Below are 13222 nucleotides of genomic sequence, written 5' to 3'. Positions count from 1 at the left end.
CTCCTTTGTAATCTTCCCTCCGGAGACATAGATAGTATAACTTATCTTGGTTGGGGAATCTGTCCATTCCAGATACTGCGCATCCTGGCTGTTGTTAACCGCCGGAGAGTTGGCTGTTTTTATAACACTTACGCTCCTGAAATCGGGACATGGATCGAGTCTAACCTTCATATTACCTGGAAAGCATGGAACATTCAGAGTAAATCGGGTACGCGGCCTTTAATGGAAAACTTAGCTTTTAGGGATCTCCGTTCAGCGTTGCCTGGAGCACCCTCTACCCGAACCCTGCGGCAATCCAAGTGGAAAAAGGTAAACTAATGTGCTCGAAACTACCTTGGCATGCAGGCTAAGTGGAAAAAGGTCAACTAATCCAGCTCATTTCGCCTTAAATAGAGAAATATAGCCCAATTAAGTTTCCTTTTTCCACTTAAAACTCACGATTGATGATTTTTTGGGGAAATAGGTTCCCTTTTTCCAACTAGCGCTTGCCCACCTGTTTCTTCGCAGGTCATTCAGCATCATTGCGCCGTATTCAGCATCATTCAGCATTTTAGCTGAAGCTTGGAAATCCATGTTTTTGGCATTGTATAATCAATTCTTAACCCATAAAAAAAGCCAAGCCCCGTAAGACAGGAGACTTGGCGTGCTTATTCTAATTACAGCTTCACCCGCTGCAGCCGCAGCGCGTTCAGGACTACCGAGACAGAGCTGAAGGCCATCGCTGCCCCGGCCAGCCATGGGGCCAGGAAACCCAGAGCGGCGATCGGGATGCCAATCGTATTGTAGGCAAGCGCCCAGAACAGATTCTGCTTGATGTTCCGCATCGTTTTGCGGCTCATCATGACCGCATCCGGGATGCTCATGAGGTCACCGCGCATCAGCGTGATGTCCGCCGCTTCCATCGCGACGTCGGTACCGGTGCCAATGGCCATCCCGGTATCTGCTATCGCCAGGGCAGGCGCATCGTTGATGCCGTCGCCGACCATGGCTACCTTGACGCCGCTGCTCTGCAGCCTGCGGATCTCCGCAGCCTTGCCCTCCGGCAGCACCTCGGCCAGCACTTTACGGATACCGGCCTGCTCCGCAATGGCCTGGGCGGTGATCTGGTTGTCTCCAGTAATCATCACCACTTCAATGCCCATGTCATGCAGCTTGGCTACCGCTGCCCGCGAGGTTTCCTTGATGGTGTCGGCCACCGCTACTACCCCGGCGATCACGCCTTCCACGGACACAAGCATCGCAGTTTTGCCTTCCTGCTCCAGCTTCGTCATGAGGGGGGCCCATAAACCAGGCTCTAAACCGCCTTCCTCCATCATTCTGCGGGTGCCTACGCTTACGGTCTGTCCGCCGACAACTGCGGTAATCCCGCGGCCCGGTACGGCCTGGAACTCCCCGGCTTCCGGCAGTTCAAGACCTCTGGCGGCAGCACCGGCGACAATCGCATCAGCCAGCGGATGCTCCGAGAGCTTCTCAGCAGCCGCTGTAAGGGCCAGCAGGCGGTTCTCTGCGGCTTCTCTGCCATGTGCTGCAATGCCGGTGGTCGTCAGAATATCCGTCAGCACCGGCTTGCCGCTCGTAACGGTACCTGTCTTATCCAGCACGACCACCTGAATTCCCTGAGCCGCTTCCAGATGCTCCCCGCCTTTGAACAAAATCCCGAATTCAGCCGCACGCCCCGAACCGGCCATAATCGAGGTCGGCGTAGCCAGACCGAGCGCACACGGGCAGGCAATGACCAGCACGGCAATGGCTTTCTCCAGCGCCTCGGCGAACTGGCCGGGAGCGCCCCAAATGTACCAGATCACAAAGGTGACAGCGGCAATCCCCACGACAATCGGCACAAAGATGCCGGAAATCACATCAGCGATCCGCTGAATCGGCGCTTTGGAGCCCTGGGCTTCCTCTACGACTCTAATGATTTGTGCAAGCGCGGTATCGCGGCCTACCTTGCGCGCTTTGATCCGCAGCATGCCGTTTTTGTTCAGTGTAGCTCCGATTACACTGTCCCCCGGTTTCTTCTCCACCGGGATGCTCTCCCCGGTCAGCATGGATTCATCCACGGAGGACAACCCTTCGACAACCTCCCCGTCGACGGGGACCTTCGTTCCCGGCTTCACCAGCACGAGGTCGCCCGGAATAACTTCCTCCACCGGGATGCTGAGCTCGGCACCGTCACGAACGACCAGCGCGGTCTTGGCCTGCAGCCCCATCAGGCTGCGGATCGCATCGGAGGAACGGCCTTTCGCCAGGGCTTCGAACCATTTGCCGACAAGAATCAGCGTAATCAGAATAGCACTGGTCTCATAATACATGTCTACCGTATGACTCATACCGCTCATGCTCAAGGAGTCTATTGTCAGATACAGACTGTAGAAAAAGGCTGCTGAGGTGCCTAGCACTACCAGGACATCCATATTGGCGCTGCCGTTCCTCAACGCTTTATAGGCTCTGACATAGAATTGCCAGCCGATGATGAACTGCACTGGTGTAGCCAGCACCAGTTGGAACCAAGGGTTCATCAGCAGCTCCGGCGTCCAGATCCAGTCCGTGAAGGAGAAGTGGCCTGCCATCGCCCAGAGCAGCGGGAACGAGAGAATTGCAGAAATAATCCACTTATTCCGCTTGCGCTGAATCTCCTGCCCGCGCTGATCGGCTTGCTCCTTGCGGTCCTGCTTCAGTGTTGCCTTGTAACCGATGCTGCTGACCTTCTCCATAATCTCGGATACGCCAATGTTCCCTGGCGCGTACTCCACATGCGCCGTTTCCAGCGCCAGATTCACATTCACTGCCGCAATGCCGGGCGTGCGTCCCAGCACCTTCTCAATCCGCGCGGAGCAAGCCGCACAGGTCATGCCCGAAATATCAAAATCCGCCGATTCCTTACGGGTATCATAGCCCAGCGAACGGATCTTCTCCTCAATCTGCGGTACGCCTGCAACAGCAGGGTCATAGCCGACGGTCGCCTGCTCCAGCGCCAGATTTACATTGGCCTTTGACACTCCCTCCATACGGGAGAGCCCCTTTTCAATCCGTGCTGCGCAAGCCGAACAGGTCATCCCCGTAATCTGCAGTGTGGTCTGCTGCAGTGAGGTTTCCGCTGTCTTTTCCATGTTCTCCACCTCCATACCCCTATGGGGTATAATTTTTTGTAGAAGAAAGGGCATTGGCGCCTCTGAAATCACAAGGATTCCCCGCTCCAAGCCCTTATATGTGCAATTCCAATTAGACTACATCATAGCCCTGGTCTTCAATGGCCGCTTTGATCGTGCTGAGGCTCACTTTGTTCTCATCATAATCCACAGCTACGGTCTTGGCCTGCAGATCCACCTTCGCAGCGGCGCCCACACCGCTTACCGCCTTCTCTACCGCACTGACACAATGACCGCAGGACATTCCTTCTACATTCAACGTTACATTAGACATTTATAAACCCTCCTAAAATTTTTATGGGTGCTTCCTGAATTTACTTCGTACAAAACTGGCCTCGGAAGCATCTGCTTAAGTATGATTAGCGTATACATTTATTTCATCAGCTTGTTGACCGTGACCAGCAGTTCGTCGATCACCTCATGTTCTCCGGCCTCGATCCGCTCAATAATACAGCTCTTCATGTGCCCTTCAAGCAGCAGCTTGCCGACGCTGTTCAGCGCAGCCTGGACCGCCGCCAGCTGGTTGAGCACATCATCGCAGTAAGTATCCCGCTCGATCATGCCCTTGACGCCGCGGATCTGGCCCTCGATCCGGTTGAGCCGGGTGGTAAGCCCGCTCTTGAATTCCGCTGAATGGTGACTTTTGCGTACGCCGGGGGCAGAAGTATGACAATCGTCTCCGCAGGAATGCCCAGCGTGCTCTTTCTCATTAGTAGACACAGGAATCAGCCTCCTCAATATCAATATAATATACCCCCCATGGGTATGTCAATACCTTCGTTTTGTTTTCCGCACTTTCCCGGACATCCACTACATTTGTCATGATTTAGCAGGAGTTTCCTATCAGAAAGCGAATGTATACTTAAAGGCTCCTTTGAACCCGGCATACTACTCTATTACGAACGCAGAGGAGGGGCAGCGTTGTTCCGACGGATAAACAGCAGCTTCTTGCACAACAGGGGACACTTGTACTCCTTTATCATATGCTTGATCGGGCTAGGCTTGTTTGTTATTTACGGTGGAGGTTCTTTTCTGCATTTCTCATCTTCCGCCTGGGGCTGGATTACCGCCATGGCGGGAGCGGCAGTGATCCTGACCGTCTTCACCTTTCAGCTTCCTCCACAAGGAAACGGACTGTCACTCGACTCCTCCGTTTATTTAGCCTGCATTTTTATTTTTGGCCTCTCGTTCACCCTTATGGTACTGCTGCTTAGCTCCCTTGTCCTGCTGCTCCTGGAATGGGGCAGTACGGTGTGGTGGAAGCACCTCAATAATTTTGCCGTCTATTGCATCATGGTTGCTTCTGCTTCGATTGTCTTTACCGCGCTAGGGGGTGTCCAGGGGCCGCTGCTCAGCAGCCGCCTGGAAGCATATATAAGCGCTATGGCTGTATATTTTATTCTCAACACACTGCTGATCGGCTTCTATTATTACGTTGTTTACCACAAAAATCTGTACAATACCCTCAAAGGAATGCTTACTGACACCATCCTCGCCTATGCCTGTACGCTGGTGCTGTCGCTGGTCTTGACGATTCTGCTGTACCATAATCACATGGTGGGCCTGGGACTGTTCCTGTGCCTCAGCATTCTCATTTCCTATTCCTTCAAGCGGCTGTTCAGCATGTACCGTGATATTGAGGAACGGTCCAACCGCGACCCGCGAACGGGGCTGTTCAACCATAGTTATTTTGAGCTGGCGCTGGAAGAGGAGATGAGCAGCTCCAAGATCAGCGGCGCCGCCCTCTCCCTGGCAATGATCGATATCGATGATTTCAAAAAGTACAATGATCAGTTCGGCCATCTCAAGGGCGACGGGCTGATCGTTTTCTTGGCGGAGCTGCTGAAGAGGGAGACGGAGAACACGAACATTATTGTGTCCCGCTATGGCGGGGAAGAATTCACACTCTTGATGCCGGGCTATGATGCTCTAGCGGCCAAAAACTTCATGGAGTCCCTGCGCAAAACCCTTAACCATTCCCGTTTTGAAGGGAGTGAAATTTTTCCCCAGGGCTGTCTGGCCTTCTCTGCCGGCATCGCCGCATACCAGCCGGATGTCCATTTCAAATCAGAGCTCGTAGACCATGCCGACCAGGCGCTCTATTATGCCAAAAGACAAGGTAAAAACCTCGTTCATACCTATGGCAGCCAGTCGCCGCTGGAGCGGGATGTTGATTTCAGCGAGGACGTCCGCGATATTGAGCAGCAGCTGAACCTGTTCATGTACAAGGATCTGGAGACCTTCAAGCATTCCAAACGCGTCTTCCGCTATGCAGTGGACATCAGCGAGCTGCTGAATCTGGACACCCTCTCCAAACGGCAGTTTACACTTGGCGCACTCATTCATGACATCGGCAAGCTGGAGATTCCCTGGGGAATCCTCAATAAAAAGGACAAGCTGTCGCTGGAGGAATGGGAAATGGTCAAATGGCATGTTATCTGGGGCAAGGAAATGGCGCTGACCAACGAAAAATTCAGAGATTTGGCCCCCTATATCGAGCTGCATCACGAACGTTATGACGGCAAAGGTTATCCCTACGGCTTCAAAGGCGAAGAAATCCCCCGGTTATGCCGCATGCTGACCATTATCGACTCCTTCGACGCGATGACCACCGAACGGCCCTACCAGCCGACCAAATCGTTCAAAGAAGCCATTGTTGAGCTGCGTGCCTGTGCCGGAAGCCAGTTCGATCCTGAGCTAACCGAATTCTTCATCCGATATATTGAAAAAAGAGAGGTGTGCGGGAGCGAAACGGCAATCTAGAAGAAGCGGTTATGATTTCGCCGCATTATTGGAATACTTAGTTCTACTGCCGTTCTTCCCTATGGGCGGCGGTTTTTTTGTGTTTCCCCCTGATTGACAGACATCTGGACAGAAGAAAATCCGTTAAAATTTTCAGAAAATAATGCTTGCCACCCTATTCAAATTTGACTATAATGAGGCTCACGAAACTTTTTCAGAAGGAGTCTGCAAAGCATGAATAGTAAAGAAAGTAACCTTAAGCTTGTAGTTGTCGGCCTGCTGCTGGGTATCCTTATGTCCGCTATGGACAACACCATTGTAGCTTCAGCTATGGGCACCATCGTTTCCGATCTGGGCGGACTCGATAAAATCGTCTGGGTGACCTCGGCCTATATGGTCATGGTAATGGCCGGAACGCCGATCTTCGGCAAGCTGTCCGATATGTATGGCCGGAAGCGGTTTTTTATCTTTGGCCTGATTGTATTCCTGGTTGGCTCCGCCCTGTGCGGAACCGCAAACAGCATCACCCAGCTCAGTATCTACCGGGCGGTTCAAGGGATTGGCGGAGGTGCGCTTATGCCGATTGCCTTCACCATTATGTTCGATATCTATCCCCCGGAAAAACGAGGCAAGCTGACCGGACTCTTCGGCGCTGTCTTTGGTATTTCCAGCGTGGTAGGTCCTCTTCTCGGCGCTTACATTACTGACTATGTCGGCTGGCAGTGGGTGTTCTATATCAATCTGCCCATTGGCGTTGTTGCTTTTATTCTGATCACCCTGTCCTACAAGGAATCCGTCTCCCACGCCAAGCAGCGCATTGACTGGGGCGGCGCCTTCACGCTGGTAGGGGCAGTGATCTGCCTGATGTTTGCCCTGGAACTGGGCGGCAATCAATATGCCTGGGATTCAGCGCAAATTCTCGGCTTGTTCGGCGGCTTCGCTGTGCTGCTGATTTCGTTCCTGTTCATTGAACGGGTGGCGCCTGAGGCGGTCATTTCCTTCGCCATGTTCCGCAACCGGCTATTCGCCACCAGCAGTATCCTGGGGCTGTTCTATGGCTCTGCCTTTATCGTGGCCACAGTTTACATCCCGATTTACGTGCAGGGGGTATACGGCGGCTCGGCTACTAACTCCGGCCTGATTCTAATGCCGATGATGATCGGCACCGTAATCGGCAGCCAGACCGGCGGACTGCTGACCACCAAGACCAGCTTCCGCAATATCATGCTGCTGTCGGCTGTTTGCTTTGTGGCCGGGGTGTTCTCTTTGAGCACGCTGGCCCCGGATACCTCCCGGCTAATGCTGAATATGTTCATGGCGCTGACAGGCTTTGGCGTAGGCTTCTCCTTCTCCGTGCTCAGCATGTCCTCGATCCATCATTTCGACATGCGCCAGCGGGGCTCCGCCACTTCGACCAGCACCTTCATGCGGTCGCTGGGCATGACGCTCGGCATTACGATTTTTGGCATTATTCAGCGCAACAGCTTCACGAATGGGCTAAGTGACGCCTTCGGCGCAGGTGCCACCTCGTCGTTCGGTGATCCGCGCGCGGCCCTGACTCCTGAAGCCAGAGCCCAGATTCCGGCCCCCGTGCTGGAGAAAATCACCAATGCGCTATCCGGCTCGATTGCCCATACCTTTTTGTGGGCGCTGGTTCCGGCCGTGCTGGGATTTGTTTTTGTCCTCCTGATGCCGGGCGACCGTCTTACCGATCACAGCAAAAAACAGCAGCCGGCCGGTGAGCAGAGGTAACCTGCCATGTCGATGAAAATGGTAATTCTCGGCCTGCTGCTGGAACGGAATATGCATCCGTATGAGATTAAGCTGGTGATGAAGGAACGCACCATGGACCAGATGATGAAGCTGCAAATGGGGTCCTTATACTATGCCGTGGACAAGCTGGCCGGGGAAGGTCATATTGAATCCGTTGAGGTCATCCACAGCAGCGACCGTCCGGACAAGACCATCTACCGCATTACCGATAAAGGCAAAACCCTGTTCGAGCAGCTGGTCCTGCAGCAGATCAAAAAAACCGATATCTTCTACCATCCGCTCTACACCGCCCTTGCGTTCTCGCGCCACATCGATCAGAGCAAGGTGGAGAAGCTGCTGGAGGAACGGATTCGTGAAACCGAGCATCGGGTGAACTATGCCTATCAGGTGTATGAGGAGCATATTGCTGTTGTTCCACGCTCGGCACTGCATGCGATGTACGGCAAATACGAGCATAGTCTGACCGAGCTGAAATGGCTGAAGCGTCTCTATGCGGATGTAACCGAACGGAAGCTTAATGATGTCGGCACACCGCTTGATCTGTGAGCATGCCTGCAATAACCCTGCCACAACCTTCATTGAAGCGGCCTTTCCGAGTGAAGTCTGGATAGCATCGTTTCTCACTGGAGAAAATACATCCTTAAGTTTGGAGAGAGGCCCCCAATGGCCTCTTTCCTGTTTACAGGGGAGGAAATCCGTTTATTAATGAGCAAACTGCCAGAAAGCGAGGAGAAGACGCATGGACAAAGACAACAAACTCCAAGGAGACAAGCGGGACCATCCCGAGCAATACCCCACTGAGAATCCCAGTCTGTTCGATCTGGATGAAAGTGAACGGAATGTTGATCCCATTCCGGTGGAGGATTTGAACCTGGAGAAGCAGGAAGAGAAGGATAAGGAAGGCACCAAACACCGCTCCTCCAGTGATAAGAAGTACCATACCGGATTCTGAAGATGTACAATACTCTTTGAATTGCTATTTTGTTGTCACGGAGGGATCATCTTGCTGAAAACGCTGCCACTGAACAAACGCGGCATCCCCGCCAGCCGCATTGCCCTGGGATGCATGGGACTGGGCGGAGGCTGGAACCGCGAACCGGTTACAGCAGAAAATGTGAAGCAGGGCCATGAGGCGGTGGAAGCCGCGCTGGACATCGGCATTAACTTTTTTGACCATGCCGATATCTACACCCGCGGAAAAGCCGAGAAGGTATTCGGACAGATTTTCAGGGAGCGTCCGGGTCTGCGGGAAGAGATCATTCTGCAGTCCAAATGCGGAATCAAGCTAATGGAGCCGGGCGACCGCTCCAATGTGTTCGACTTTTCCAAAGAGCATATCCTGAACAGTGTCGATGGAACCCTCACCCGCCTGGGAACGGAGTATATCGATATCCTGCTGCTGCACCGGCCCGATCCGCTGATGGACCCTGAGGAAGTCGCTGAGGCGCTGCACCAGCTCAAAACGGCGGGAAAGGTGCGCCATTTCGGCGTCTCCAATATGAGCGCGGCCCAGATCAAGCTGCTTCAGGTCTATTGCGATGAACCCTTTATCGTTAACCAGCTGCATATGAGCCTGGCCAAAATCAGCTGGGTCGATGCGGTAATCAGTGTCAACCGGGAGCCATGGAAGGATATCACTTTTCCAGAGGGCACCATTGAATACTGCCGGGCAGAGAACATTCAGCTTCAGGCCTGGGGGCCGCTGGCCCAGGGAATATTCAGCGGACGCTCTCTGGATGGGCAGCCGGAGAATATCGTGAATACAGCCGCCATGGTCAAGACGCTGGCCGAGGAGAAGAACACTACGCCCGAGGCGATTGTCCTCTCCTGGCTGATGAGCCATCCGGCTGCAATCCAGCCGGTCATCGGCACGGTGAATCCTGGGCGGATCACCGCTTGCAGGGATGCCGGCAAGCTGGAGCTGTCCCGCAGGGAATGGTACGACCTGTACGTCAGCTCGCGCGGCGAGAAGCTGCCATAATATAAAACATGTCTGCCCACGATGACCCGGCCCTCTTGATGGAGGCTGGGTTTTTGGGTTTAGTAAGAAGATCCCTCCCCTCTCCACGATGAGGGGAGGGATCTAAGTAACTATCCCTTATCGGATAAACTCTTCCTTCATTCAGTCCTCCTAGACCTCTCAGTCCTCCGAAACCTCCAGTTCTCTCTGTTAAGCTCTGGCTCCAGCAAGCCCAGGGATCTGCGCAAGCCTAAGTGAAAAAAGTAAACTTATTCTCCGCCGTCCCGCTTTCCCGCAAGCACTAGCTGGAAAAAGGATAACTAATTGGGCAGTTTGGGCCCCTTACCACCGAATTCGCTTGAATTAACTCTACTTTTTCCCACTAATCCTACCTGGGGAAGCTTTTTCGTCCCCTGAAGTGGACTTATTCCACCTCAATCTGTCACGGCTCCTGAGAGTCTACTTTTGGGTATTTTGAATTGTGGTGCTGCCCAGAAGAATCGTAACCTTTTTCATTTACTCTGCACTATTGTGCACCGCTCATCCCTGGGCCGTGGGACGGATAATAACCTCACTTACATCTACGTCCTCCGGCTGCTCGATCGCATACGCGACAGCACGGGCAATGGCGTCTGCCGGCATCGCGATCTCATCCCGGGATTCCTCCAGCTTGGCCTTGATTTCCGGGTTTGTCATGGATTCCGCAAAGTTCGTCCGGGTCATGCCCGGTGAAATAATGGTCACGCGCAGCTTGTCGCCAGCCTCCTGGCGCAGCCCTTCAGAGATGGCGCGCACAGCAAACTTCGTCCCGGCATACACGGCCATGTTCGGCACAATGCGAAAGGCTGCGGTAGAAGCCGTGTTGACGAAATGCCCAAATCCCTGCTTACGGAACACTGGGAGGGCAGCCGCAATTCCGTACAGTACCCCTTTTACATTGATATCGATCATATCCTCCCAATCCTGAACGCGCAGCTCATCAAGGGGAGATATCGGCATCACGCCGGCATTGTTGATCAGAACATCGAGCTTGCCGTACCGTTCACAGGCCAGGTTAACTAGACCCAGCACATCGTCACGGCGTCTCACATCTGTAACTGCATATGCAGCTTCACCGCCTGCATCCGCAATGCGGGACGCCAGCGCCTCTAAACGTCCGGCTCCACGCGCTCCCAGCACAACCTTCGCTCCACGCTCTGCGAGAAGGAGCGCTGCTGCTTCACCGATCCCACTGCTTGCCCCTGTAATCGCTATAACCTTGCCTTTGATTCCTGACATATCCGAATCCCTCTTCCGTTTGCTTATTTGCCACAGCCTGTGCCGTAGCTTACCTGTCCATTATGGGGATTTTTTAGGGCCCGGAGGTAGACCATTTATGTTCAATCCTTGCCTAATCCTGCCCCTGGTGGTTACACTATGCTCATCTGACCGTACAGAAAGGAGGACACAGAACCATGAACCTATCCGCCATCGAGCCTTCGATTTCAGAGTATCAGCATGAACTGGCGTTGCGGATTCAACGTCATACACCTTCTGAAGGTGTAAATCCTTCGGCTGTGCCTTCACTTTTTTTCAGACGCTCCTCTTATGTGCTGGAGCCAAGGCATTCCATTAACGTCCCCTCCCTATGCATTATCGTGCAAGGTTCCAAGACAGCCACCGTTGGCAATGAAAGCTACACCTATGATCCGGCCAGCTATCTGGTCACTCCTGTTCATCTGCCCATTATCGGCAAAATCACGGAGGCGTCGCCGCAAGTACCCTACCTCAGCCTCCAGTTAAATTTCACTCCGGATATCATCCTGGATATCGTCAAAGGGAACCCTCCGCAATGGGATGGAAAAACAGGCCGTGGGATTATCGTAAGCAAGTCCACTCCTTCGCTGCTGGATGCCGTTCTCCGGCTGGTCAAACTTGCGGATACTCCCGAAGATATTCCGATTCTCGCACCGCTGGTTACCCGTGAGGTTCTTTATAGGGTACTGCAAGGCGAGCAAGGTGCGTCCATCACACAGTTTGCTTTTATCGGCAGCCATGCCTACCGCATCTCCGAAGCAATCCAGCTAATCAACCGCGACTATGCCAAGCCTCTTCTGATTGAAGACCTGGCAAAGGAGGTCAACCTGAGTCCTTCAGCGCTGCACAAGCATTTCAAAAAGGTCACCGCCATGAGCCCGCTCCAGTATCAAAAGGCTATCCGGCTGCAAGTCGCCCGCCGCTTGCTGCTTACAGAGTTTTTGGACGCCGCTGACGCGGGCTACCGTGTCGGTTACGAGAGCCCCTCCCAGTTCAGCCGGGAATACGCCCGCATGTTTGGGCGTCCGCCGATCAGCGACGTTAAGCACATGCGCGACTCCATCAATGATCCGGTTACTTAAACCGGCTTATCTTGCAACCCTGGCCACAGTGCTGGCTCCAAACAAAGGTATTTCTGCCTTTGTTTCCAGCCCCCAGGCCATCCTGGCTCCCAACAAAGGTATTTCTACCTTTGTTTCCTCCCCCTGGCCCGTTCTGGCTCCAATCAAAGGTATTTCTACCTTTGTTTCCTCTCCCTGGCCCGTTCTGGCTCCAATCAAAGGTATTTCTACCTTTGTTTCCTCTCCCTGGCCCGTTCTGGCTCCAATCAAAGGTATTTCTACCTTTGTTTCCTCCCCCTGGCCCGTTCTGGCTCCAATCAAAGGTATTTCTACCTTTGTTTCCAGCCCCCAGGCCATCTTGGCTCCCAACAAAGGTATTTCTACCTTTGTTTCCTCCCCCTGGCCCGTTCTGGCTCCAATCAAAGGTATTTCTACCTTTGTTTCCTCCCCCTGGCCCGTTCTGGCTCCAATCAAAGGTATTTCTACCTTTGTTTCCTCTCCCTGGCCCGTTCTGGCTCCAATCAAAGGTATTTCTACCTTTGTTTCCTCTCCCTGGCCCGTTCTGGCTCCAAACAAAGGTATTTCTACCTTTGTTTCCTCCCCTTGGCCCGTTCTGGCTCCAATCAAAGGTATTTCTGCCTTTGTTTCCAGCCCCCAGGCCATCTTGGCTCCCAACAAAGGTATTTCTACCTTTGTTTCCAGCCCCCAGGCCATCTTGGCTCCAAACAAAGGTATTTCTGCCTTTGTTTCCTCCCCCTGGCCCGTTCTGGCTCCAAACAAAGGTATTTCTGCCTTTGTTTCCTCCCCCTGGCCCGTTCTGGCTCCAATCAAAGGTATTTCTGCCTTTGTTTCCTCTCCCTGGCCCGTTCTGGCTCCAATCAAAGGTATTTCTGCCTTTGTTTCCAGCCCCCAGGCCATCTTGGCTCCAATCAAAGGTATTTCTGCCTTTGTTTCCTCCCTCTGGCCCGTTCTGGCTCCAATCAAAGGTATTTCTGCCTTTGTTTCCTCCCTCTAGGCCGCCATTCCAGTCCCTGAATCCATTCCTATCCAGCGCCTCATGCATGTTCCTAATCAGACGGACTAGCCCTCTATCCATTCGTTCTTAATTAAGAACAATTTTCAAAAAACAGCGATATATGCAGATATACGCAGGTAATCAATAATATACGATCTTTATTGCGAACATTTAGACGAAATCGGTATTTTTCTTTTCTAAGGACGACGGTGTATGATTTCCTTAC

General features: G+C 53.0%; 11 protein-coding genes. 7 read left to right on the top strand and 4 right to left on the bottom strand.

Going from position 1 to position 13222, the window contains the following annotated elements; all coding sequences use genetic code 11:
- Positions 1 to 656 precede the first annotated feature (656 nt).
- The 3 genes from PGRAT_RS02270 to PGRAT_RS02260 form a co-directional block, all read right to left on the bottom strand.
- Complete coding sequence (locus PGRAT_RS02270) at positions 657 to 3110, bottom strand: heavy metal translocating P-type ATPase (protein ID WP_081954717.1); 2454 nt, start codon at positions 3108 to 3110, stop codon at positions 657 to 659.
- A 112-nt stretch (positions 3111 to 3222) separates the two neighbouring features.
- Positions 3223 to 3423: a copper ion binding protein gene (locus PGRAT_RS02265; RefSeq protein ID WP_020427222.1), complete on the bottom strand. Its 201-nt coding sequence runs from the start codon at positions 3421 to 3423 to the stop codon at positions 3223 to 3225.
- Positions 3424 to 3521: 98 nt separating this feature from the next.
- Positions 3522 to 3875 carry a metal-sensitive transcriptional regulator gene (locus PGRAT_RS02260; protein WP_081758827.1) on the bottom strand — a complete coding sequence of 118 codons (354 nt, stop codon included), beginning with the start codon at positions 3873 to 3875 and terminating at the stop codon, positions 3522 to 3524.
- Positions 3876 to 4070: 195 nt separating this feature from the next.
- Between PGRAT_RS02260 and PGRAT_RS02255 the strand changes: the two genes are divergently transcribed.
- The 5 genes from PGRAT_RS02255 (at position 4071) to PGRAT_RS02235 (ending at position 9645) form a co-directional block, all read left to right on the top strand.
- Positions 4071 to 5912, top strand: coding sequence for a bifunctional diguanylate cyclase/phosphohydrolase (locus PGRAT_RS02255; protein WP_025705671.1), 1842 nt, complete (start codon positions 4071 to 4073; stop codon positions 5910 to 5912).
- Positions 5913 to 6125: 213 nt separating this feature from the next.
- Positions 6126 to 7643, top strand: coding sequence for an MDR family MFS transporter (locus tag PGRAT_RS02250; RefSeq protein ID WP_025705672.1), 1518 nt, complete (start codon positions 6126 to 6128; stop codon positions 7641 to 7643).
- A gap of 6 nt (positions 7644 to 7649) precedes the next feature.
- The gene (locus PGRAT_RS02245) at positions 7650 to 8210 is read left to right on the top strand and encodes a PadR family transcriptional regulator (RefSeq protein WP_025705673.1); all 561 of its coding nucleotides are present in this window, start codon (positions 7650 to 7652) and stop codon (positions 8208 to 8210) included.
- Between the two features lie 193 nt (positions 8211 to 8403).
- Positions 8404 to 8616 (top strand): hypothetical protein, encoded by a 213-nt coding sequence (locus tag PGRAT_RS02240; protein ID WP_025705674.1) that lies wholly within the window; start codon positions 8404 to 8406, stop codon positions 8614 to 8616.
- 51 nt (positions 8617 to 8667) lie between these two features.
- A complete protein-coding gene (locus PGRAT_RS02235) occupies positions 8668 to 9645 on the top strand; it encodes an aldo/keto reductase (protein WP_025705675.1) in 978 nt (325 codons plus the stop codon).
- A 519-nt stretch (positions 9646 to 10164) separates the two neighbouring features.
- On the opposite strand, the gene PGRAT_RS02230 is transcribed toward PGRAT_RS02235, so the two are convergent.
- Positions 10165 to 10902, bottom strand: a complete 738-nt coding sequence (locus PGRAT_RS02230) for an SDR family oxidoreductase (protein ID WP_025705676.1) — start codon at positions 10900 to 10902, stop codon at positions 10165 to 10167.
- Positions 10903 to 11078: 176 nt separating this feature from the next.
- On the opposite strand from PGRAT_RS02230, the gene PGRAT_RS02225 reads away from it, so the two are divergent.
- Positions 11079 to 12002 (top strand): AraC family transcriptional regulator, encoded by a 924-nt coding sequence (locus tag PGRAT_RS02225; protein WP_036705013.1) that lies wholly within the window; start codon positions 11079 to 11081, stop codon positions 12000 to 12002.
- Complete coding sequence (locus PGRAT_RS32945; protein WP_156124044.1) at positions 11986 to 12996, top strand: hypothetical protein; 1011 nt, start codon at positions 11986 to 11988, stop codon at positions 12994 to 12996. Before PGRAT_RS02225 ends, PGRAT_RS32945 begins: the two co-directional genes overlap by 17 nt.
- Positions 12997 to 13222 lie beyond the last annotated feature (226 nt).

Origin of the sequence: Paenibacillus graminis (assembly GCF_000758705.1) — a bacterium.
In the GTDB taxonomy this organism is placed as follows: domain Bacteria; phylum Bacillota; class Bacilli; order Paenibacillales; family Paenibacillaceae; genus Paenibacillus_AQ; species Paenibacillus_AQ graminis.
This window is presented reverse-complemented; position numbering and strand designations above follow the sequence as displayed.